Source organism: Flavobacterium subsaxonicum WB 4.1-42 = DSM 21790 (assembly GCF_000422725.1).
In the GTDB taxonomy this organism is placed as follows: Bacteria; Bacteroidota; Bacteroidia; order Flavobacteriales; family Flavobacteriaceae; genus Flavobacterium; species Flavobacterium subsaxonicum.
In genome coordinates this window covers 367,956-391,523 of record NZ_AUGP01000017.1, presented here as the reverse complement: position 1 = coordinate 391,523, position 23,568 = coordinate 367,956, and the positions used below count along the sequence as shown (strand labels likewise).

At 40.2% G+C, this 23,568-nt stretch carries 23 protein-coding genes and 1 tRNA gene; 12 read left to right on the top strand and 12 right to left on the bottom strand.

Annotated features, from left to right (window positions below; all coding sequences use genetic code 11):
* Positions 1-32: 32 nt before the first annotated feature.
* From G509_RS0104635 to alaS, 6 genes are all read right to left on the bottom strand, one after another.
* Positions 33-644 (bottom strand): DUF4230 domain-containing protein, encoded by a 612-nt coding sequence (locus tag G509_RS0104635; RefSeq protein ID WP_026990455.1) that lies wholly within the window; start codon positions 642-644, stop codon positions 33-35.
* Positions 645-694: 50 nt separating this feature from the next.
* Positions 695-1,645, bottom strand: coding sequence for a GSCFA domain-containing protein (locus G509_RS0104630; RefSeq protein WP_026990454.1), 951 nt, complete (start codon positions 1,643-1,645; stop codon positions 695-697).
* Positions 1,646-1,741: 96 nt separating this feature from the next.
* Positions 1,742-2,506, bottom strand: a complete 765-nt coding sequence (locus G509_RS0104625) for a hypothetical protein (RefSeq protein WP_026990453.1) — start codon at positions 2,504-2,506, stop codon at positions 1,742-1,744.
* A 24-nt stretch (positions 2,507-2,530) separates the two neighbouring features.
* A complete protein-coding gene (locus G509_RS0104620) occupies positions 2,531-3,283 on the bottom strand; it encodes a hypothetical protein (protein WP_026990452.1) in 753 nt (250 codons plus the stop codon).
* Between the two features lie 24 nt (positions 3,284-3,307).
* Positions 3,308-4,081, bottom strand: a complete 774-nt coding sequence (locus G509_RS0104615) for a hypothetical protein (protein WP_026990451.1) — start codon at positions 4,079-4,081, stop codon at positions 3,308-3,310.
* A 111-nt stretch (positions 4,082-4,192) separates the two neighbouring features.
* On the bottom strand, positions 4,193-6,838 hold the full coding sequence (gene alaS, locus G509_RS0104610; RefSeq protein WP_026990450.1) for an alanine--tRNA ligase: 2,646 nt from the start codon (positions 6,836-6,838) through the stop codon (positions 4,193-4,195).
* A 166-nt stretch (positions 6,839-7,004) separates the two neighbouring features.
* On the opposite strand from alaS, the gene G509_RS0104600 reads away from it, so the two are divergent.
* From G509_RS0104600 to G509_RS0104580, 5 genes are read left to right on the top strand one after another with little or no spacing between them, the layout of a single operon-like run.
* Positions 7,005-7,982, top strand: a complete 978-nt coding sequence (locus tag G509_RS0104600; protein WP_026990449.1) for a M23 family metallopeptidase — start codon at positions 7,005-7,007, stop codon at positions 7,980-7,982.
* Positions 7,982-8,311 carry a MerR family transcriptional regulator gene (locus G509_RS0104595; protein ID WP_026990448.1) on the top strand — a complete coding sequence of 110 codons (330 nt, stop codon included), beginning with the start codon at positions 7,982-7,984 and terminating at the stop codon, positions 8,309-8,311. The genes G509_RS0104600 and G509_RS0104595 overlap by 1 nt, the downstream gene beginning before the upstream one ends.
* Before the next feature lie 11 nt (positions 8,312-8,322).
* Positions 8,323-8,916 (top strand): LemA family protein, encoded by a 594-nt coding sequence (locus tag G509_RS0104590; protein ID WP_026990447.1) that lies wholly within the window; start codon positions 8,323-8,325, stop codon positions 8,914-8,916.
* 3 nt (positions 8,917-8,919) lie between these two features.
* Positions 8,920-9,357, top strand: a complete 438-nt coding sequence (locus G509_RS0104585) for a TPM domain-containing protein (protein ID WP_026990446.1) — start codon at positions 8,920-8,922, stop codon at positions 9,355-9,357.
* Positions 9,357-10,187: a TPM domain-containing protein gene (locus G509_RS0104580; protein WP_117590868.1), complete on the top strand. Its 831-nt coding sequence runs from the start codon at positions 9,357-9,359 to the stop codon at positions 10,185-10,187. Before G509_RS0104585 ends, G509_RS0104580 begins: the two co-directional genes overlap by 1 nt.
* 341 nt (positions 10,188-10,528) lie before the next feature.
* Here G509_RS0104580 and G509_RS0104575 read toward each other — a convergent pair whose 3' ends face one another.
* Positions 10,529-12,235, bottom strand: coding sequence for a helix-turn-helix domain-containing protein (locus tag G509_RS0104575; RefSeq protein WP_035738484.1), 1,707 nt, complete (start codon positions 12,233-12,235; stop codon positions 10,529-10,531).
* A 348-nt stretch (positions 12,236-12,583) separates the two neighbouring features.
* On the opposite strand from G509_RS0104575, the gene G509_RS0104570 reads away from it, so the two are divergent.
* Positions 12,584-13,291 carry a hypothetical protein gene (locus G509_RS0104570; RefSeq protein WP_131450705.1) on the top strand — a complete coding sequence of 236 codons (708 nt, stop codon included), beginning with the start codon at positions 12,584-12,586 and terminating at the stop codon, positions 13,289-13,291.
* 12 nt (positions 13,292-13,303) lie between these two features.
* A complete protein-coding gene (locus tag G509_RS0104565; protein ID WP_026990442.1) occupies positions 13,304-13,558 on the top strand; it encodes a hypothetical protein in 255 nt (84 codons plus the stop codon).
* Between the two features lie 61 nt (positions 13,559-13,619).
* On the opposite strand, the gene G509_RS0104560 is transcribed toward G509_RS0104565, so the two are convergent.
* The 4 genes from G509_RS0104560 to G509_RS0104545 all read right to left on the bottom strand — a co-directional run bounded on the left by G509_RS0104560 (position 13,620) and on the right by G509_RS0104545 (position 19,125).
* The gene (locus tag G509_RS0104560; protein ID WP_026990441.1) at positions 13,620-16,451 is read right to left on the bottom strand and encodes an outer membrane beta-barrel protein; all 2,832 of its coding nucleotides are present in this window, start codon (positions 16,449-16,451) and stop codon (positions 13,620-13,622) included.
* Positions 16,452-16,682: 231 nt separating this feature from the next.
* Entirely contained in the window at positions 16,683-17,993 is a 1,311-nt protein-coding gene (der, locus tag G509_RS0104555) for a ribosome biogenesis GTPase Der (RefSeq protein ID WP_026990440.1), read from the bottom strand.
* Positions 17,994-18,115: 122 nt separating this feature from the next.
* Positions 18,116-19,000: a GTPase Era gene (gene era, locus G509_RS0104550; RefSeq protein WP_026990439.1), complete on the bottom strand. Its 885-nt coding sequence runs from the start codon at positions 18,998-19,000 to the stop codon at positions 18,116-18,118.
* 52 nt (positions 19,001-19,052) lie between these two features.
* Positions 19,053-19,125, bottom strand: a tRNA-Met gene (locus G509_RS0104545).
* A 664-nt stretch (positions 19,126-19,789) separates the two neighbouring features.
* Here G509_RS0104545 and G509_RS0104535 point away from each other — a divergent pair.
* From G509_RS0104535 to G509_RS0104520, 4 genes are read left to right on the top strand one after another with little or no spacing between them, the layout of a single operon-like run.
* Entirely contained in the window at positions 19,790-20,392 is a 603-nt protein-coding gene (locus G509_RS0104535) for a hypothetical protein (protein WP_026990438.1), read from the top strand.
* An 8-nt stretch (positions 20,393-20,400) separates the two neighbouring features.
* Entirely contained in the window at positions 20,401-21,063 is a 663-nt protein-coding gene (locus tag G509_RS0104530; RefSeq protein ID WP_026990437.1) for a hypothetical protein, read from the top strand.
* 24 nt (positions 21,064-21,087) lie between these two features.
* The gene (locus tag G509_RS0104525) at positions 21,088-21,837 is read left to right on the top strand and encodes a sensor histidine kinase (protein ID WP_026990436.1); all 750 of its coding nucleotides are present in this window, start codon (positions 21,088-21,090) and stop codon (positions 21,835-21,837) included.
* 13 nt (positions 21,838-21,850) lie between these two features.
* Positions 21,851-22,528, top strand: a complete 678-nt coding sequence (locus G509_RS0104520; protein ID WP_026990435.1) for a response regulator transcription factor — start codon at positions 21,851-21,853, stop codon at positions 22,526-22,528.
* Here G509_RS0104520 and G509_RS23810 read toward each other — a convergent pair.
* Complete coding sequence (locus G509_RS23810; RefSeq protein ID WP_262486779.1) at positions 22,525-22,653, bottom strand: hypothetical protein; 129 nt, start codon at positions 22,651-22,653, stop codon at positions 22,525-22,527. The genes G509_RS0104520 and G509_RS23810 overlap by 4 nt on opposite strands.
* A gap of 369 nt (positions 22,654-23,022) precedes the next feature.
* Between G509_RS23810 and G509_RS0104510 the strand changes: the two genes are divergently transcribed.
* The gene (locus tag G509_RS0104510; RefSeq protein ID WP_026990434.1) at positions 23,023-23,451 is read left to right on the top strand and encodes a response regulator; all 429 of its coding nucleotides are present in this window, start codon (positions 23,023-23,025) and stop codon (positions 23,449-23,451) included.
* Positions 23,452-23,568: the final 117 nt, after the last annotated feature.

The window sequence follows — 23,568 nt, the reverse complement described above, 5'->3', positions numbered from 1 at the left end:
CCATTGGTGCCCTTTTTTATGGACTGAATATTTTATAGTAAAACGTCTATAGATTTTTCGTTTACCGTTTCGCCATTATACTGTAGTTTCCAGCCCATGGTGTTGGTAAGTATCAGTATTTTAGATAACTCGCTAAGCAAACGGTTTTGGGCGTTGGTTTTTAGGGTAGATTTTTCTATTTTTTTTGCCAGGTTAGCCCTAACGGTTTTGTTTATCTTGTTATAATCTTCTCCGCTAAATTCGTTAAAACCATTTTGCTGCACATCATAAAACTTAAGGTCGGGGTTTATTTTAATCTCTTCTTTAGGAATGTTTTTTATGGTAATGGTTTTAGTAGTCTCATCAATATCATACTGAATCTGCCTTAGGTCGTACGACACCGTAACATCGGCATTAACCACCACAAGGGCTTTTTTCTCGAAAGAAACCATATTCAGTAAGTACTTCTGCTGGTCTTTATAGGTAAGCACTTCGCTAAAATGGCCTTCGGTAACAACCAGTTTGCCTACGTTAAGTATTTGCTGTTGTATAAGGGCAGTCTCTTCAATAGTAGTGCGGCCGTCGTCTTCCTTAAATTCGCAATACCTAAAAGCCAGGTAAATTGCTACAACTACCACAATACCAATTGCTATCTTTTTAACCATTTTTATTTTAAATGTAAGAAGATTTTGCCGAAAGCTGTGTTATAATTGGCTTAAAAAGTAATGTGCGGATGCTGTTTTTGCAAAGCCGTAACTTTATCGGCAAGCTTAGCCATAAAATCACGGTGCTGTATAGATTCTGGGTTAAAAGAGCGGTGCTGCAGGCCTTTTTGTATGGTGTCGGCCAGTTTCATGGTTTGCTGTGCTTCGGGGCCAATCCATGCATCGGTAAAGCGTTGCCAGATGTAGTCTACAGCCGTTTGGCTGGGGTGTAGCATATCCTGCGCATAAAAACGGTAATCGCGCAGCTCGTCCATCATAATTTCGTAAGAAGGAAAGTAGGAGCAGGTTGACAGTTGGCGGTTTACAGTTGTCAGTAAGGCACTAATCAGGTTGCTTTTGCTCAACAGGTTTTGAGTAAAGCCATCTTTAATGTGTCGCACGGGCGATACGGTGAATATAATATGCACGGCCGGGTTGGCCTTTTTAACCATGTCGATTATATTCTGAAGGCTTTGCGCTATGGCTGTAACCGATAGCAGCTCTTTTGTAAACTGTTTTTGGGGTACTTTATGGCAATTGGCCACCAGGTTGCCCGACGCTGTTTCGCGGTACACCCAGGCCGTACCCAAAGTAATAATAAGGTGGGTAGCGTTTTTAATTTCGGCATGCGCCGAAGTGGTTGCATTGTTGAGGTTGGCAAGCAGTTCGTGGGCAGTGGCAGCACTCAGGTCGGAATGTGCATCAAAGCAATGCCAGCGGTCTATATTGAAAAAGATATCAGCCTCAGTAAACGTTTTTTGGTTTAAGGCAAAGCCTGTAAATTTTTCTAACGCCAGCGGGTGAAATAGTATGCCAAAAGGGTTGGTGGTATTGTGCAATTTAAAATAATCGAACTTCTGGCCTATGTTTACCGCAAAGCAAGAACCCAATGACACAATGCGCGAATTGTAATCTATGGTAATACTGCCTTCGGCAACCGTTACAGGGGTGGTAAATTGCATAGCGATTATTTTAAGCAAAAATAAGTAAACAAATCGATAAAAAATAAAAGCCCTTCCGGTTACAGAAGGGCTTTGTAGTATTTGCTATTGCAGTAGTTAGTTGTTGTAAAAATACTGAGTGGTAATTATATCGCCATCCCAGTTTTCAACTTCTGAAACAGGGTAGTTGTCTGCATTATACTGGTAAGTATAAGTAGCACTGTAACCGCTATCTCCATCGTTTATAGATAACATTGTGTTTGGTCCGCCTTCAAGGTAAGCAAGGCTTGTGAATTCGTTACCAAATACATTTTTAAATGCATCGTTCTTATCGCTGTAAGTAAGTGTTTTAACAACCGGTGTTGTAGATCCGGCCGGTAAAAAAGAATAGCCGGTAAGGTTACCATTAGTGTAGGTAACAGTGCCTGCGCCTTTAAGCGTAGTCTGTGCAGTTTCGTCTCCGGTGTAAACTAAAGTGCTTACAGTACCATTGCTATTGTAGGTATAAGTAGTTTTTGTAACATCCCATGTAGTATCATCGTACAACTGTCCGTTAACTACCTGTGCAAGCTTACCATCAGTGCTGTAGCTGTAGTGGTTGTACTCGCTAAATTCGCCATCATAGTAATCTTCTTCTTTTACTAACTGGTTGTTGGTATATGTTAAATTACTAACATAACCTTGCTGATCTTGGATTTTTATTACTTTGTTGCCATCGTAAGTAACTGTGTAAGTGTTTGGAACGCCATCCATAGTTTCGATAAACGACGTTACAAGAGGCCCATCTGTAGTGGTATCCGGCGTTGTAGATGTTGCATCATCATCAGAACATGATGTCATTGTAAAAAGGGCGATAGCCGCAAGGGTAAAAAGTTTTTTCATGGATAGAGTAAAATTGGTTATAGATTATTCGTAAAAGTATTGGGTGGTTTTTGTACTGTCATCATCAAAAGAAAGAACATTTACTGTAGGGTAGTTGTTAGAATTGTAGGTATACGTATTTGTAAAATTATTATTACCTTCATCGACAGATGTTAGAATGTTATTAACGCCGTCTTCGGGTATTGTCAGGTTTATAGCATCTTGCCCAAGAACATTTCTAAATGGGTTATTTTTGTCATCATAGGTAAAGTTGTTTACTTCCGTTCCGTATGAAGATGTAAAAGCATGTTGTATAATATTACCGTTTGATAACGTTATAAGGCCGGTGCCATCTACGTCTGTTTGAGACGTTAAATCGCCCCATGTTTCAAGAGTGCTTATGGTGCCATTTGCATTGTAAGTAAACGTGGTTTTTTCGGCATAATCTTCATACATAATTTTCCAGTAATACGTTATTAGTTGTCCGGCTGAATTATATACAAATTCTTCTTTCTTGATATAACCTTCGTCATTATACTCAATAGCTACCAAGTGATTGTTGTTGTCATAAGACCTCACTTCGGTAGTTCCATCAGATGATTCTGCAGAAACAAGCTTGTTGCCGGTATAAGTATATGTTGTTGTAATAACACTTCCATCAAAAGAATCCGTCTCAATGGTTTTTTTAACGAAAACAAGAGACTCTTCAGGGTTGGTAGTTGTTGATGTAGCATCATCATCAGAACATGATGCAAGTGTAAACAAGGCGATTGCCGCAAGGGTAAAAATTTTCTTCATTCGTGGGATTTTGGGGTATGTTAATTAATTGTATAAATAGTTTGTAGTAGTTTGGTTGCCGCTGCTTATTTCTGTAACAATAGCAGTTTCGGGAAAATTAGCAGCATTGTAAACATAAGATGCCGACCTGATGTTTTGCGTTTGGCCGAAAGAAGTAAGTGTTTCTGACACAAAATTTTCTGATGATGTTATTGCAGTAGCGTTTGTTGCAAAATAAATTTTATCGAAACTGGTAACATTTTTAAATGGGTTGTTTTTGCCGTCGTATGTAAACAAACGGGTGGCTATATGCGCAGCCGTTGTACCGTTTGCAGGAATATTTATTTCGATTTTATCGGAATATATTTTTCCATCATGTACAAAATTGTTTATTGTAGTTTCTGTTGCACCCGAATACAAAGCGTATGATATAGATCCGTCTGTATTATTGGTGTAATTATATTTTTGAAACTGCCCTGACTCATAATTTAGTACAATATATCTAACTAATTTATCAGCCGAATACTCGAAGTATTTTTTATATAATATAACTCCTTGCTTGCCAAAACTCTGCCACTCAGAAATTAAGTGTCCGGTATATACTATAGTTTCATGTGTTCCTCCCGGAGTACGAATATCAACCAGGTGGTTGCCATCGTAATTTAACTGGTAATTATGAGTGCCTTCGGCATCAGTAATTATAATTTTTTTTACCAGCACATTGCTGTTATCGTTAACTGCCATAGGTGTTACATTATCATCTGAACATGATGCAAGTGCAAAAAGGGCGATTGCCGAAAGGGTAAAAAGTTTCTTCAATTGGGGGAGTTTTAAAGCATATTAAGAAATTGTTAATAAAACGCAAAAGTGGTAAAGTTTATCGGACTAACCTAATAAACATTACCACTTTTAAGAAATATATTTTACGCTTTACCTCAGGAAATCTGCGGCTTTAGCCAGTGCTTCGGGTATGCCGGCCTCGTTTTTGCCACCTGCGGTTGCAAAAAACGGCTGGCCACCGCCACCACCTTGTATGTATTTGCCCAGTTCGCGCACTACCTGCCCGGCATTTAAGCCTTTAGCAGCTACAAGCTCTTTAGATACATAGCAGGTTAGCATGGGTTTACCGGCTTCGGCAGTTGCCAAAACAATAAACAGGTTGGTGCCAAGGTTGCCCAGCTCGTAAGCAAGGTCTTTAGCGCCGGTAGCATCCAGGTCTACCTGTTTGGCTAAAAACTGTACACCGTTAATTTCCTGCAGTTCTGCAGCCAGCTCGCCTTTAAGGTTCTTGGCCTTATCGCGAAGCAGTTGCTCCAGTTGTTTTTTAAGCCTTGCGTTCTCATCCTGTAAAGACACTACTGCTTTAAGCGTGTCCTGCGGGTTTTTTAGGGCCGACTTAATTTCGTCCAGCGCTTTTTCCTGTGCGGCAAAATGGTTTTTAACCGCATCGTTAGTAATGGCCTCTATACGACGGATACCCGCCGCTACAGCGCCTTCGCTAATAATTTTAAAGAACCATATATCGGCCGTGTTTTTAACGTGCGTACCACCGCAAAGCTCCATGCTGTTGCCAAATTTAATGGCACGAACGCTGTCGCCGTACTTTTCGCCAAAAAGGGCCATAGCACCTTCTTCCACCGCTTGCTTAAACGGAATGTTGCGCCTTTCTATAAGGGGCAAATGCTCCTGTATGCGTGCGTTTACAAAGTCTTCTACCTGTTGTAGCTCTTCATCGGTAACTTTAGCGTAGTGCGAAAAGTCAAAACGCAGGTAATTGGCATTAACCAACGACCCCTTTTGCTCTACGTGCGTGCCCAAAATGCTGCGAAGCGCCTGGTGCAGCAGGTGGGTGGCCGAGTGGTTGCTTTCGCTATCCTGCCTTACCTTAGCGTTAACGGTAGCTGTAAAACTACCTGCTACGTTTTCAGGAAGCTCGGTAGTGGTGTGTATTATAAGGTTGTTCTCTTTTTTGGTATCCAGTATTTCAATCGACTCGTTAATAGACTTAAGCACCCCACGGTCGCCTACCTGGCCACCACCTTCAGGATAAAAAGGGGTAGCATCTAAAACTATTTGGTATAGTACACCATCTTTAGCCGAATCTACCTTACGGTAGCGGGTAATCTTAACTTCGTTTTCAAGCTGGTCGTAGCCAACAAAGGTTTCGGTGTTACCTTCAGTTAAAATAACCCAGTCGCCTTTAGCTACCTCGTTGGCACCACGAGAGCGTTCTTTTTGTTTTTTAAGCTCGGCATCAAAGCCTTCCTTATCATAAGTAAAACCGTTTTCTTTAAGAATTAAAGCTGTAAGATCTTCAGGGAATCCGAAAGTATCATACAGTTTAAAAATATAGTCACCAGCTATTTCCAACTTCTGTTTTGAAAGTTGTTCAGTATGAGAGATCATCAAATCATTCAGTAATATCAATCCTTGGTCTAACGTCCTTAAGAAAGAAGCTTCTTCTTCCCTGATTACATTAGTAACAAGGCTTTGCTGCGATTTGATCTCGGGGAAGAAATCGCCCATTTGTGCCGCAAGTACCGCAACCAGTTCGTTTATAAACGGCTCTTTGGTATTTAAAAAGGTAAAGCCGTAACGTATGGCCCTCCTTAAAATGCGGCGTATTACATAACCCGCACCACCGTTAGACGGCAGCTGCCCATCGGCAATAGCAAAGGCCACTGCACGAACGTGATCGGCAATAACGCGTATGGCAATGTTAACTTTCTCCTCTTCGGCATTAGCTGCCTTAGAATTATATTTAGTACCCGTAATGCTTTCTATCTTTTGTATAAGCGGGGTAAAAACATCGGTATCATAATTAGACTGTACACCCTGCAAAACCATGCAAAGGCGCTCAAACCCCATACCGGTATCTACGTGTTGTGCAGGCAGTTTTTCTAAAGATTTATCGGCTTTACGGTTAAACTCCATAAATACGTTGTTCCAAATCTCTACAACCTGCGGGTGGTCGTTATTTATAAGGTCTTTGCCCGGCACAAGTGCTTTTTCTTCGGCAGAACGGATGTCTACGTGAATTTCAGAACACGGCCCGCACGGCCCCTGGTCGCCCATTTCCCAAAAGTTATCTTTTTTGTTACCTAAAAGTATGCGGTCTTCGGCTATAAGGCCTTTCCATATATCATACGCCTCCTGGTCAAAAGGCACGTTTTCTTCGGGGCTGCCTTCAAACACGGTAACATATAAAATATCTTTAGGTATCTTGTAAGTTTCGGTAAGCAGTTCCCACGCCCAGTTAATGGCTTCTTTTTTAAAGTAGTCGCCAAAGCTCCAGTTGCCCAGCATTTCGAACATGGTGTGGTGGTAGGTATCAAAGCCTACATCCTCCAGGTCGTTGTGCTTGCCGCTAACGCGAAGGCATTTTTGGGTATCGGCAATACGCTTGCTCTTTGGGGTACCGTTGCCAAGAAAAAATTCCTTAAACTGCGCCATACCACTGTTGTTAAACATTAGGGTTGGGTCGTCTTTGGTAACAATAGGTGCAGACGGAACTATTAAATGGCCCCTGTCCTGAAAAAATTGCAGGAATTGTTTCCTGATATCCTGAGATTTCATGCCGCTGAAAGTTTGTTTTATGATGTTATTTTTAACACTAAATTGCCGTTACGAACGAAAAAGCAGACAAAAAACAGTAACATTTATTACATTTGTCCGTTTATGGTTTATACTTGCACCGCAAGGCATTTTTATGTAAGGTGCAAAAATAGGATAATTTAGCAACATGGCGAAGGTAAAATATTATTACGATCCCGAAAACCTGGCGTTTACCAAAATAAAGACCAAAAAGGGCCGTAAAATTGGTGTTATAGTGCTGTTTTTAGTGGCAGCGGCATTGTTTGGTTTTTTGTGTTTTGTGGTGTTACTTAACACTCCGTTTTTTGAAACACCTAAAGACAGGCTGCAGGCCCGCGAAATTGAGTACATGAAACTGCAATATGAGGTTTTAAACCGCAAGAGTGCCCTTATGGAAGAAGCCCTTAGCAGTGTAGAAGACCGCGACAACAATGTATACCGCACCTATTTTAACAGCGTGCCCATTACAGATGAGCAGCGCAAGGCCGGCTTTGGCGGGGTTAACCGCTACAAGGGGCTCGATAATTATGATAACTCTGAACTGGTTAAAAATACTACACGCAGGCTCGATGTTTTGTCTAAAGAGCTGGTTATACAATCTAAATCGTTAGACGAGATTGCCAAACTGGCTAAAGATAAAGCCAAGCTGCTTACCGCAATACCGGCCATACAGCCGGTTAAGAACGAAGATTTGCGCCACATGGCATCGGGCTTTGGCTACCGGAGCGACCCTTTTACCAAGATACGTAAATTTCATGCCGGCATGGATTTCTCTGCACGTACAGGCACGCCCATTTATGCCACCGGCGATGGTGTTGTTACCGTGGCCGATGCCAACTCATCGGGCTATGGCAACCACATTGTAATAAGGCACGGTTATGGTTATGAGACGTTATACGGCCACATGAGCAAGTATAAGGCAAGGGCGGGGCAAAAGGTTAAGCGTGGCGATATTATTGGTTACGTGGGCAGCACCGGCCGCAGCGAGGCGCCCCACCTGCATTACGAGGTGCACAAGAACGGCACGGTGGTAAACCCGCTAAATTTTTATTACGGAAACATTTCTGCTAAAGAATACATTTTAATTTCTAAATTAGCTAACCAGGAAAACCAATCTTTAGATTAATGCATTTAGACCTGCCCGAAAAACGATACTACAGCATTGGCGAGCTTGCCACGGCTTTTAATGTAAATGCATCCCTTATCCGGTTTTGGGATAAGGAGTTTGATGTGCTTAAGCCTAAAAAAAACGCAAAAGGTAACCGCATGTTTACGCCCGATGATGTAAAAAACCTGCAGCTTATTTACCATTTGGTTAAAGAGCGCGGCTTTACGCTGGATGGTGCAAGGGTGCACCTTAAAGAGGGGCAGAAAAAAACTATGGATAAGTTTGAGATTATTCGTAAATTAGAAGCTATAAAAACCAGCTTAACAAATATTAAAAACGAACTTTAAAAAAACATAAAATGAAAAAGTGGTTAATACCCGTAATTATTATTGTAGCTATAGTGGCAATTGTAGGTTTTTGGGCGGTAGGCATTAAAAATGGCGCCATACCTAAAAACCAGGCGGTAGGCAAGGCATGGGGTAATGTAGAAACATCGTACCAGCGCCGTAACGACCTTATTGGCAACTTAGTTAAAACCGTAGAGGGTGCTGCTAATTTTGAAAAAGGTACACTAACCGCAGTTACAGAGGCAAGGGCCAAAGCAAGTTCTATACAGGTAGATGCTGCAAACGCAACGCCAGAGCAATTAGAGGCTTTTGGTAAAGCACAGGCAGGCGTACAGTCTACTTTTGGCAGGTTGCTTGCTACAGTAGAAAATTACCCAACGCTTAGGGCTAACGAAAACTTTTTAAAGCTGCAGGACGAACTGGCCAGTACCGAAAATACCATCCAGACCGCCCGTACGCGCTTTAACGAGAGTGTGGAGGAGTATAATAATTATATACTAAAATTCCCTAACTCGTTATTTTTAGGCAACTATAAAGAAAAACCATTCTTTAACTCTGTTGAAGGTGCCGATAAACCGGTTGATGTAAACTTTAATATTAAGTAACCCATGTCTGACCAAGCTGATTTTTTAACCCCTGCCGATGAAGAAGCGATTATTGATGCTATAAAGCAGGCCGAAAAAAACACATCGGGCGAGATACGGGTGCATATCGAAAACATAACAGAAAAACCTCCGCTTGAAAGGGCACAGGAGGTTTTTCATGTTTTAGGCATGGATGCTACAATAGCCCGTAACGGTGTTTTGTTTTATGTTGGTGTACAAAGCCGCGCCTTTGCCATTATTGGCGATGAGGGCATTGATAAAGCGGTTGAAGCCGATTTTTGGGATTGTACCAAAGATGTGGTTTTGGGCCATTTTAAAGAACAACGCTTTAAACACGGGCTGGTAGAGGGTATACTTAGGGCGGGCGAACGCCTTAAGCAGTACTTTCCGTATGCTGATGACGATAAAAACGAATTGCCCGATACAATATCAAGAGGATAATGAAAAAAATACTTAGGTTAAGCCTGTTATTGCTTGCAATAAGTTTGCTTTTTACGCAAAATGCCTTTGCGCAGTTTGAAATTCCGGAAAAACCCAGTTTCCAGACCAGTGTGTACGACTACGCCAAGATATTGTCGGCTACAGAAAAAACCGACCTGGAGCAAAAACTGGTGCGCTACAGCGATAGTACGTCTACCCAAATTGTAATTATTACCGTGCCTACCATTAATGGCGAGAACATTGGCCTGCTAACGCCTAAATGGGCGCAGGAGTGGGGCATTGGCCAGGCTAAGGAAGATAACGGCGTTTTGATATTGCTTGCCGAGAAGGAAAGAGAGATATGGATTTCTCCAGGCTACGGTGTAGAAGACCGCCTTACAGCCGGGCAGGTGGGCGAAATGACCCGTAAGGTCATTATCCCCGAATTTAAGGCCGGTAGCTACTATAATGGCCTTGATAAGGGTACCGATGCTATTTTTCAGATGCTTTTGGGCAAGTACAAAGGCGAACGTAGGGGCGGAGACGGTAAAGAGAGCGATGGCCTGGGTGGCGGCATTGCCATATTTGTTATTATATTCATTATCATAATTATAGCACTAATATCCCGCAGGGGTGGCGGTGGAGGCGGCCGTGGTGGTTTTGGCGGTAATAACCGTGGTAATGATTTTGGATCATCCCTGCTTACCGGTATACTTTTAGGAAGCATGGGCCGTGGTGGCTTTGGCGGCGGAGGTTCTTCAGGCGGTGGCGGCTTTAGTGGCGGCGGCGGTTTTGGAGGTGGCTTTGGTGGCGGCGGATTTAGCGGCGGCGGATCTGGCGGAAGCTGGTAGGCGAAAGATGATATTCAGAAGTAAGATAATAGAAGATAGATAATAGACTTTAGAATTTAGATTTGAGATTCCAGAATTGAGATTCCAGAATTGAGATAATAGATTTGAGATTTGAGAATTGAGATTTGAGAATTGAGAATTCAGATTTTAGAATTGAGAATTGAGAATTGAGAATTCAGATTTGAGAATTCAGATTTGAGAGCTAAAAATTGAAAATCCAAAAGTGAAAATTTCAGATTTGGACTTTAAACTTTATGACTTTATAAACGTTCGGCTTTAGATGTCAATCTCAGAGTCCGAAAGTGAAATATTAGGCTGCATTTTGTGCAGCCTTTGCTTTTTTATACCAGTGTAAAAATCTCGAATTCTTTATTTATTTCATTTATAAAATAAGAGGGGTAAATACCCGTTCGGGTAAAAAAGGCCTTGCTAAAATGTTGCGCCGTACTAAAGCCTGATTCTGCTGCAAGAGCCTTAATGGTGTAATTGCGGTATTTGGGCTGCGTTTTTAAAAGTGTTACTATATAGTCGATGCGCAAATCGTTTAAGTAGGTGATATAGTTCTTGTTACGGTAATAGCTAACCACCTTAGAAAGGTAGTTGGTGTTGGTGCTAAATGCCGAAGCAAGGTTAACAAGTGTAAGGTCTTTCTGTAAAAACTTGTGTTGGGCCTCAAATTTTTCAAGGTTTTTTAGCAATGCCGCAACCACTTCGGGGTTAATATCGGGTTTTTTGCTCTCCGGCCGTTGTGCCACAATGTCCGATTCGTCCTGTTTTTCTTTCTCTTCATGGCTGGCCATCAGCTCTTCAAACTTTTGTCGGTACAGGTACTGGTTCTTATAGTACCTGTATAGTAATACCATTATCAGTACAAACAATACCGCAACCACTATGTATAAAATGGTTGTAGTAGCTTCTTTACCAGCTAATTGCTGTTCTATCTTCTTTTTGTCGTACACTAAAGTGCTGGTGTCAAACTCCCTGTGCATTTTACCGGACAGGTACTTAAAATTCTGGTTCAAAATACTATCGGCCTTTATCAGCTTATTGATGTAATGCAACTGTATCTTGGTGTCGCCCAGGTTTTTATAGTGGTTAATGAGTATCTCCAGGTTCTCCCTAAGGTCGGGCCTAATGTATTGTTTATCAGTAAATATGCGGTCTACCTTTCTAAAGTAAGTCATTGCCTTATCGTTATCGCCAAGTGCGGCGTAGCTTTTACCAATATAAAAGTAGCTGGAGCTTTCGTTGGCAAAATCGTTATTGGCAACCATATCCGGTAACGTGCTGTTTAGCGCCTCTATAGCCTTGTTGTACTGCTTTTTATAGTATTGGTTAATACCTTCAGAATGTTTAAAAAAAGCAGGCATGTGGGTGTTCTTCAGTCGGTTGCATTCTGTAAGGCCCAAAGTAGTGGTGGCCGTGCACTGATTGTAGTCGCCCTTGCGGTTATAGCACAGGCTTAGCGAATGTAACGAGCTGAGGTAGCCACCGTTACTGTTATAATCGTTGGTTTTAGAGTAGTAGCTGCAGGTTTCTTTGTAAAGTGCAATAGCTTCATCATAAAAGCCAAGGTAGAGTTTAATATGGGCTATATAAAACTTCGATTCGTACTTAAGGTTGTCGTCTTTAGAGTCTTTAAGATTGTCGTAAGCAAAAATATAATTGTCTAAAGCATTGGTATAGTGCTTTCTATATTGATATAATATCCCCTTGGTTAAATACGCCGACCCGATTAGATCTGTATTATCGGTTTTTTTTGCGGCGTTAAGCATCTTATCGGCATAAAAAAGGTCTTTTTTAGTGTCTGATAATAATGCCATATTCTTATAGGCATTTACTATTTTTTGACGGTTATCTTCTTTAACTGCCTTGTTTAGATAGGCATTAAGGTACATCCACTGGCGCAGGCTGTCGTTTGCGTACACATCTATCTGTTCATCCAAATAATCATAAGACCTGTTTAACAGGGTATCGTTCTGGGCACTAACCCTATGGCAAAATACTACACAGAGTAACAGGGAAATATAGAGGTAGTTTTTAATCATACTTATGTAATAAATAAATTTTTTAAGTGGCTATAGCCCTCGTTTAGCCTCTTAAAAAGCGTTGCTACCGTAAATATAAATCATTAGCGGCAATGTTTAAAGCGTATTGTTTGAACTTTGAATTAAGTATTTGAATATTAAATAAATAAAGATAATTTTTAGAGGGTGTAATTCGCGAATTCGTAGTCTCTAATTCGCGAATTGCATATTATAATGTTTGTGGGCGCATTATGCATGCAATAGTTTTGGCAATGTAATCAGGGGTTAAAAGCTGCCCCGGTTACAAAGAAAAGTTCTCTTACCCGGGAAAGAAAAGAACTGGAAAATTTAACCAAAACCTTTAGTACCATGAAAAAATTTTCATTAGCGGTAGCGTGTTTTTCTTTTCTTTTAATGTCATGCAGTTCAGATGATAACGCCCTGACTGCCGAAACTGTGAACCAAAGCAATTTTATAAACCCCAATGCGGGTAACAGGACTGTAACCGACCCTAAAAACTTATCTAATGTGTATGATGGTGCCGGCAAGATGCATGCCGAAATATTAGACGAATACCTTGACCACTTTACGCCAACAAGCGTGCTCTCTACGGTAATATATGATGTAGAAGACACTTCAGACGGTAATAGCAGCTTTACGGCTATAAGCAGCACATATAGTGGTATTACAACTACTGCATTATCTAATGTGATAAGCAATGCAACAACACCGTCAACCATTATAACGGCCACTACAAATACAAGTACAAGAGGTAGAAACAGGCTGAAAGATTTTACCGATATGCTGCCCGGCTTTGAAACGGCCGATTTTGACGATGTTTACGATGATATTGTTGACTTTGAAGCCTCTATTATTGCCGATACCCTGCTTACCACAGCCGATAAACAGTTGATACTAACTACCACCTCTATTGCCCGCTACGGCATATCGTATGCTAAAGACAGAAACAGGGGCTGGGTTAAAACGCAGAGCAGTATTGTAGGGGCAATAAGTGGTGCAAATACTAACACGGCTACCGCGGTAATAACATCTGTTGCTGCCGGCGCTGCCGATTAAATCCTTACTATTATGAAATTTAACTATGTATTTTCTTTTATACTTATAGTTGCTAATGTTACCAGCCTCTATTTAATTATAGACCTGTCTAATTATGACGAACTTGTAAGTTACCTGCAAAACGGCAGCCAAAAGTTGCAAAACCCACGGCAAATTGCTTTTGTATTTTTTGTTACCTGCATGGCCAACCTCCTGTTTGTGTCGGCAATGGTAATGAAGAGCATCGTATTTTCCGGCGGGGTTAAAAAAGTTAGTATGCGTTTATAGCCACATGTCCCCGGCTATAGGGCATAAAAAAGGCTGCATAATTGCAGCCTTTTCTTGTTTTTTAGAACCACCAAAAGGGGCTATCGTTACCTTCTTTCTTAGCGCCAATTTTATCTAATTTAAAAGTTAGCGAGAACATTACGTAGCGTTTTAGTACCGTATTTTCCTGGTCTACAATGGTTGTGGCACTTAGTGTGCGCGATGTTGCCTGGTTCTGGTTAAGTAAATCGTATACTTTTACTTTAAATAACAGCCTGTCTTTTAAAAAGTTATAGCCAAGGCTGCTGTTCCATAAATAGAAATCTTTTTTAAAGCCATCGCCAATTTGCGAGTTGTAGGTGTAACCAAAATCGTTACCAAAAACAATATGTTTAGGCCAGTAGCTTGTGGTTTGCAGTTTTACTTTATGAACAAAATTAGAAGCATGCGATATCTGGTAGTTGTTATAATCGTACTGGCGGTAGGTGTAGCTGTAGGTTGGGTTAATGGTTAGCAGTTCGCCATACTCGTAAGTAAAGCCCATGACAGGTGATAATCTCAGCACCTTAGAATCGAACATAGTACTATTTAAAAAACCTTTATTAGCAGCAAAGGCTGTGGTAAAGCCAAGGTTAAACCTGAAGGTGTTAGCTTCTTTTTTAATGGTTTTGTGCCAAGTACCACCAAACCAGGCGGTGTATGTATCGCTAATGTTTACATACGTTGTGGTGCTTTTGGCACTCTCGTCTACGGTTGTAGAGGTTAATATAGCCTTGTCATCATAATTACCCCCTGCATAAATGCTATAGCCTGAACGCGTTGCATAATCAAAATCGCGGAAGCTTACATACATACTGTGATAACGACGCGGATCTAAGTCAGGATTACCAATGTAAGTATATAGCGGATTACTGATGTCTTCTACCGGCAATACCTGGTTGGCCTGCGGAAACTCTACAGCATAGTTATAATTCATGTAGATGCTTTTAGATTTAGCTATCTGGTAGTTAGCCTGCATATCGGCATACGGCAATACATAATTTTTATTAAAGGTATATTTATCGCCAAGATAATACGAGTAGTTGTCGAATTTGGTAATCTGCGTACCACCTTCTACACTTAACCAAAGCTTGCTTTTTTCTATAGTAAGACCGGCACTGGGCAAAAAAGTATTGGTATTAGAAACCAATCGGTTAGAAAGCAAATCGTTGTAAGCAGTGTACCCACCGGTAGCTTCGTCGAAATCAAAACCATCACGGTCGTTCACTTTTTTGTCAAGCAGGTAATTACCGCTCACTTTAATTTTAACCGAATCGGCTATGGGTTCAAAATACTGTAGCGTAAGGTTATAATTGTCTTCGGTCTGCCTGTTGTACCTAATTTGGTTACGGATGTCGGTTGCAACAGTTTGCGCCCCTGTGCCATCGTAAGAGTAGCTGTTGGTGGTAGACTGGTTAAGCTCAGATCCGTCGTCTTTTTTATTGTTGTTGGTAAAAGTGGCGCTAATCATCCTGCCACGTTTGTTTAACGATTTGTAGTAGTTAAAGTTATTGCTAAAGCCGTTATTATCGTTTTCATCATACGTAGTTCCCTGGCTGTCATTTAGCAGCCTTTCGTCGTTAAGCCTTTGCGAAAAACGTGTTGTAGTATTGCGCACCTGAGAGTTTGCTTTTGTGAATTTTGGTGCAAACCAAATGCCCGATGTTGAGTCTATTTTAACATTAAATTCGCTGCTAAAATTGTGCGCATATTTATTGTTTCGGGTAGTTGAGGCAGATTCTGTTATAAAGCTCTCGTCTAACGTGTTGCCGGACTCATCGGTGGTAGTAGGTAAAAAATTTGTTGTTTTAGTACGGTTGTCGTTATCTGTATCGGCACTGGTGTAAAAATAACTGGCACTGCCATCGGTACCTTTTTTAACTTCGTCGGCGTAGTTAAGGCCCACCATATTAGAGGTTGTAATACCGCTGCCACCGCCGCCAAACTGCTGTCCATTGATACTTACACCTCCATTATCATCGGTGTAAACCGACATATTCCTGCCGCCACCCATGCTGTCAAAAATCTCGTTCATACTAAAGCCGCTGGTATTAATATTGTTGGATGATGCCAACAGGCTTACTTTTCGTGCACCTTTAAAGTAGTTTACAAGCGCACTGCTCTCGTAACGTTTATCGCTGCCGTAGCCGCCCATAACCTTGCCAAACATGCCTTTGTTCTTTTCTTCGTCTATGGTAAGGTTAATACTGGCGTTATCGCCACTGGCTTTCTGGCCGGTAAGCTCTTCCGATTTTGTTTTGGTATCAGTAACCTGAACCTTTTCTATAATATCGGCAGGCAGGTTTTGCAGGGCAATCTTACCGTCTTTGTCAAAAAACGGCTTGCCGTTTACCAATATTTGGTTTACCTCTTTACCGTTTACGGTTATCTTGCCTTCATCATCAATATCTACACCCGGTAGTTGTTTAAGCAGGGCTTGTACGTTGGCATCGGGGCGCACTTTAAATGATGCTGCATTAAACTCCAGCGTGTCCGATTTTATCCTGATAGGGGGTATCTCGCCCTGTATTACCACCTCGTTAAGATTAGTCGACTGGTCTTCCATTTTAAGGGTGCCAAAATCTTTACTTTCGGTAAGTTTGTCAAACTGTTGTTTGTAATCGGCAAAGCCAACGTACGATATTTTAAGAAAAACAGGCTTGTCGATACTCTTGGTTTTAAGTTCCCAATTACCGTTTTTATTGGTAATGGTGTAGTCTACCATCGATGAGTCTTTTACCGATGTTATGTAAACCGTTGCAGATTCGAGCGGAAAGTTATCAGGGCCGGTAATTTTTCCTTTAAGGGTAATTGTTTGGCTAAAACTAAATGTGGTACAGGCTAAAAATAAAAATAGCGTAAAGATTTTGTGCATGTAAGTAAGGTGTTGGTTATAGTAAGGTTAAACCTATAAACAGCTAATTTTCTGTTTTAGTATAGAGCCTGCTATAGTATAGTCGGACTTTTAAGAAAAAAGTTACAGTTTTTTGGTGTTTATATTTAAAAACCGACTAAGTATTTGGTTTAATAGCTTTTGTGAAGGGATATACAAACAAAAAATCCTGAAAGTAAGCTTTCAGGATTTTGATTTATAGTTGTTGAACTATTATTTCTGACGGAAATAGATATCTATAGGCACGCCTGAGAAGTTGTATATTTCGCGCATTTTATTTTCAAGAAAACGCTTGTAAGGCTCTTTAACATACTGTGGCATGTTACAGAAAAACACAAACTGAGGGGTAGGGGTTGGCAACTGCATGCAAAATTTAATTTTTACATACTTACCTTTTAATGCCGGTGGCGGCATAGCCTCTATAATTGGTAACATGGTTTCGTTAAGCTTAGAGGTGGCAATACGCTGCTTACGGTTTTCGAAAATCTCTACCGCAGTTTCAAGCCCTTTAAGTAAACGCTGTTTGTTAATGGCCGATACAAACAGGATAGGCACATCGGTAAACGGTTGCAGCTCTTCGCGAATTTTACGTTCGTAATCGCGGGTACTCATGGTGTCTTTTTCTACAAGATCCCATTTATTAACCAGGATTACTACGCCTTTGCGGTTTTTTTCAGCAAGCCAAAAGATACTTTGGTCCTGGCCTTCGAAGCCACGGGTGGCATCTATTACAAGGATTATAATATCGCTGTGCTCAATAGCCCTAACCGATCGCATAACCGAATAAAATTCCAAATCTTCTTTAACCTTTGCCTTACGGCGGATACCGGCGGTATCTACAAGGTTAAACTCAAAACCAAAACGGTTGTACGTAGTATCAATAGCATCTCTGGTAGTACCGGCAATATCGGTTACAATATAGCGGTCTTCGCCAATAAGCGCATTAATAATAGACGATTTACCTGCATTTGGGCGGCCTACAACAGCAAAACGCGGCAATGCAACAGCATTTTCATCGGGTGCTACAGCCTCCGGTAAAAGTTTAACCAGGGCATCCATAAGGTCTCCGGTACCGGATCCGCTCATACCTGCAATAGTATAATAATCGCCAAGGCCAAGGTTATAAAACTCAAGAGCGTCTTTCTCGCGCATAGAGTTATCTACCTTATTAACAGCCAAAAGCACTGGTTTGGTTACTTTACGAAGCAGTTTTGCCACTTCGTCGTCCATTGGGGTAATACCCTCTTCAACGTCAACCAAAAATATAATTACATCGGCCTCATCGATGGCCAGTTCTACCTGGCGGCGAATTTCGGCTTCAAAAATATCATCAGATCCTTTAATATAACCACCGGTATCTATAACCGAAAATTCTTTCCCGTTCCATTCACTCTTACCGTAATTCCTATCGCGCGTAACACCACTAACAGAGTCTACAATAGCTTCTCTGCGCTGTATCAGTCGATTAAAAAAGGTAGATTTCCCCACATTTGGGCGTCCTACTATGGCTACGATATTATTCATTAGCTTATTTTAAATTTTTGCAAAAGTAGTGTTTTTGTTTAAAGTTTCAGGTTTAAAGTTTAAAGTTCTGAGTGGCAACATGAAACCTGAAACTTTAAACATGAAATTTAATGCTTTTCTACTTATTTATTGTTGTATCCAAAGCGCCTTAGCTGGTAGCTGTTGCTGCGCCAGTCTTTGTTAACCTTTACAAACATTTCTATGTGTATTTGTTTACCAAAGAATTTTTCAAGGTCTTCGCGGGCCTGGATGCCTACTCGTTTAATGGCTGCCCCTTTGTGGCCTATAATAATGCCTTTCTGGGTTTCGCGCTCTACCATAATCACGGCGCGTATGCGTATAATGTTGTCGTCTTCTATAAACTCTTCGGTTTCAATCTCTACCGCATAAGGTATTTCCTTATCGTAGTTTATAAGTATTTTTTCGCGAATAGTCTCATTTACAAAAAAGCGTTCGGGCTTATCTGTAAGTGCATCTTTAGGATAATAAGGAGGCGACTCCGGTAATAACTCTAATATGCGGTTAAAAACTTCTTTTACATTAAAGTTTTTAAGTGCCGATATTGGGTATATCTCCGCATTAGGTACTTTTTCCGACCATAGTTGCACCTGTTCTTCCAGTTGCTCCTGTGCGCTAATGTCTATTTTATTCAACAGTAGTAGCACCGGAATCTTAGCGTGGATGATCTTGTTAAAGAAAGCCTCGTCTTTAAGTTCTTTTTCGCCAATCTCTACCATGTATATAAGTACGTCGGCGTCTTCAAATGCTGATTTTACAAAATCCATCATCGAGTTTTGCAACTCGTATGCGGGTTTTATAATGCCGGGCGTATCTGATAATACCACCTGAAATTCGTCGCCGTTAACTATACCAAGTATACGGTGGCGTGTAGTTTGTGCCTTAGAGGTAATGATAGATAATCTTTCGCCCACAAAGGCATTCATAAGGGTAGACTTGCCCACATTGGGGTTGCCTATAATGTTTACAAAACCTGCTTTATGTGCCATAACAAATATGCTTAAAATGAAAAAAGCTTCCCGGTGTGGGAAGCTTCCTTAGTAGCGGGAACAGGACTCGAACCTGTGACCTTCGGGTTATGAGCCCGACGAGCTGCCTACTGCTCTATCCCGCGTTGTTTCGAGTGCAAATATACAACCATTATTGAGTACTGCAAGCATTTTTGATAATATTTTTAATGAATAAGGAATTTAGATGCCTTATGTATGCTGTAAATTAATAATAATCTTACAAAAATATAATGTTAGTGTTGCCGTAATATTGCTGTTGTTTAAAAGGTTGGATGGTATTTACGCGCCCGGATAATTTAATACTACACTGCGAAAATAAATTTAAAATAAATTGAAGTATTTTATGTGAGGCCTTATAAAAACGGGGAATTTACTGTTAGGAGATGATGAATGGGTGTGAGAAACTGCCGGGAATCTTTATAAAAACAACTACTAATAAGGTCGATCCAATAAAAAAATCCGTTTTTAGCGAACTAAAAACGGATTTATACAAAATGTTGTGTGAAAAACGTATTGTATTATTTTGAAAAAAGTTTTGTACTGATATACAAATATACTACGCTACAATTATTGACTGATTACAAAATTTAGCGTTTATATTACAATATTGGGTATGTTTTAATTATCTTTTAGGATGATATAATTTGTCTGAATACCCTTATTTTATTGGTGTTTACACGTTTTAATTACCACACGGTTTTATTTTTTTAACCATTTTAAACCTACCTTTGCGCTATAATACTAATATTTACACCTTACTATTTTACTATGGAAGCAAAAGTTATTGCACAAAGCCTTGCCAATTGGGCTGCTATATCTAAACAGAGCGATAAGCTGGTTGAATATTTAAGCCAGGGAGACAGTTTTATTTATAACCTTCCGGCGTATGCCATTAGCTCACCCCAAATACACGCGTATCCGGCAATACACAACAGCAAACTGGTGTTTTTGCTTATACCCTCTCAATATGATAATGAGCTATACGCAAAACAAATTTCTAAATATGTAGTGGTTTGCCCTGTGGGCTACCCTGTAGAAGGTGGTTATGGATCTGACAGGATACCTGCCGGTGTAGCAAAAGCGCGTATTACATGTTGGGACGAAAATTATACCACATGGGTGCCCAAACAGTCCGCCAGTACCAATGGTATATTTATGGCATTCAGTATATCAAACGAAGATTTTGAAGTAGATGATGTTATAATTAACTTAGCCCTAAAGGCTAATGGCGAAGAAGCAGTGCCCTTTACTGCCGATTTGGTAGTTACTAACAAAGAGGCCTCTAAAGTATATTACGATGATTTTGTTACGGCAGTACCTCCTTATGGAGCATCGGCCGCGTCTAATAGTTTCTATCTGTTATCATTATAATATTGAATATGACGTTTTACGAGTTTTCTGCCAAATTTTATTTGCTAAGTCCTATAGCCGCATTTATAGGGTTGGCACTTGGGTTGTTTTATTATAAACGCTTAGATAATCTTAATAAAGCACTTGTTGGCTACTTAGGCATAATGCTGTTTACAGATTTAGCAAGCAGGATAGTGGGGTATTTGTATGGCAATAACTTTATAATGCTGCATATTTACAGCTTGTTAGAACTTATCTTTTTTGTTTATTTCTACAACCGGTTTTTGCTTATAAAACATCATAAGCTGTTTATAATTCTTGGGGCTTTAGGTGTACTATATATAGTAGGAGAGATATTAGTGCTCTACATATTTAATGATATTAACGAGCTCGAATTTCAGCCTTACGCTAAAGTGGCCGATAATTTTGTAATTATAGTTATGGCACTTGCCTTCTTTTTACAAAGAATAAATGCATTTGCCGAAACCGGGTGGCAGTACTTTAAGCTAAACACAGCCGTGCTTTGCTTTTTTACCCTAACTGCCATTGTGTTTTTACCATTTAACTTTTTGGTAAACGACCCAACCGGCCTAAAATTTTATCTTTGGTTTGTTAATGCTATAGCCATAATTTGTTTTGAGGTTTATATAACACTGCTTATCTTAAAAAACGGAGTGGCATCTAAAAAATAAATGCTATAGATTTAATTTTTTGATATGGAAAAATGGCAAGACCCTGAAATAATTGCTTTATGGATAGCTATTGCTATTGCATTGGTGTTTACCATTTTATTGTTTGTAATAAAAATTATGCACGCGGGCTACAAACGCATGACGGAGGCTAACCTTAAAAAAGCCCAAACGCAGTTAGAGCATCAAAAAATGCTGTTAGAAACCAGCCTGCATGCCCAGGAACGCGAACGTGGCCGTATTGCTGCCGATTTGCACGATGGGCTTATTGGCAGGCTAACCCTTATAAGGATGAAAAACCAAATAGGGGCGGGGCAACCGGAACTGGATGCCCTGTTGGCCGATAGTATTACCGATGCCCGACGAATATCGCACGACCTTACACCACCGCTTTTAGAATTTTTGAGCATAGAAGAGCTTATAGAGCAGGTGGTAACCCCGTGGGATAAAAGGTTTGAAATAGATTTTTATACCGATGTTCGCTTTGATGCCACGCTGACCGCCGAATTTAAAATTCAGTTGTTAAGGGTTGTGCAGGAGCTGGTTACCAATATTGTTAAGCACGCCCAGGCAACAAATATTAAGGTACACCTTAGGCATACCCCAAAAAAGCTTATTTTGCAGGTTGTAGATAACGGTAAAGGTTTTGATGCCTCCCAACAAAAAAAAGGATTGGGCATGCAAAGCCTGGAACTGCGCATGCAGTATTTTAATGCTGCTTACCGCATTAAGCCCGGTGCTAAAGGCACTGCTGCACTTTTTATAATACCCGCTTAAACAGGATTAAATAATGGAGGAAAATATTACTATTGCCATAATCGATGATGATGCCCTTATTGTAGGCTTGCTGCACGATTACCTGCAATACCGCGAAGGTCTTGAAGTGCTGTTTACCGCCCAAAGTGGTGCCGAATTATTCCTGAAACTTACCACCGCCAACGTTGCACCCCAAATTATTTTGCTCGATTTGCGAATGGAAGGTATGGATGGCATTGAAATAACACAACGCCTTAAAACCGATTTTCCGGATATTAAGATTATTATTATCTCATCGCACTATCAAAAAACCTTTATGGGTTTTATCTTAAAAACGGGAGCTGCAGCATTTTTGCCTAAAGGTATATCGCCGTTTGAGTTAGTTACCATTATACACACAGTACACAAACAGGGCTATTATTTTAAAGAAGACCAGTTGGAAGTATTGCGTGAACAGATTCCTACCAAAGTGCCAAGGCCGGTTTTAGAAAATACCATGTTGTTATCCGATCGCGAAATAGAGGTGCTGCGGTATATATGCCACCAGAAAACCGCTAAAGAAATAGGCGAACTTATGTTTATAACCCAACGCACTGCCGAAGGGCATAAAAATAACCTGTTTGCCAAAACCGGTGCTAAAAATATAGCAGGTTTGGTAATTTATGCCATACAACACAACCATATTAAGGTAGAAGAACTGCCAATTATCTAATTATCAATCCCATTTTTAAGGCTCTGCGTAATATTACCTGTTTGTATATAATAGGTAGTTTCTACCTGTGCTAATAGGTTATAATCGTCGATTTTTGCCGTAAGGATAATCAGTAATACAACCATTATCTAAGCGTAAACAATTATGTATCCTGTAAAACTTACGTTATTAATTTTCGCTATTAAATGGTAGTATATATATAGATTGCAGCCCAAAAAAGCCGGAGTAGGCAATAATTCAGGATGTATTCGCCATTCAGGTAAATGTTGTGTGTTTTTTTTATTTGAATTAGTTTAAAACCTTACCCTTCCGGCTTTTTTTTAATTGTAACAAACCAAGATTACTAATTATAATATCCGTTTTTTTTCCTTGAAAGGCAGCGCACGTGGTAGTAGCGCTGTTTTTTTATGGATATAATAGTGTTCTTCGTCAGAATTCTTACAACATTTTACCTAATGTTGTTTAGGACGATTTTTTTGGATTATATTTGAAGCATGAAGAAAAACGGAGATATCATTATTGTAGAAGATGATGCAGATGACAGAGAGATTTTGCAGGAAGCATTTGAGCAGGTAATGGCAGAAAATAAGTACAACAATAAACTGATAATGTTGGAAGACAGCTCTACGGTTATTGACTACCTTAAATCTAACGGAACCGACCCTTTCCTGATGATGAGCGATATTAATATGCCGAAGGTAGACGGCTTTACACTTAGAGATCGCATATTTAGCGACCCCGATCTTAAAGAGCGTTGCATACCTTATATCTTTTTAACTACATCGGGTAGTAACGAGCAGTATATTAAAAAGGCATATCAAATGTCGGTTCAGGGGTTTTTTGCAAAACCCATCCATTTTAACGATTATAAAATACTTATAGCAGAAATATTAGGCTACTGGAAGCTAAGTAAAACGCCATAATACTTTACCTTATAATTTTAAGCTCCTATTTACAGGGGCTTTTTTTATGCAAAAAAAAAAAGCCTTCCAATTGCGCGGAAGACTTTTTACCCAAATTTAAACTAACTCAACATTAAA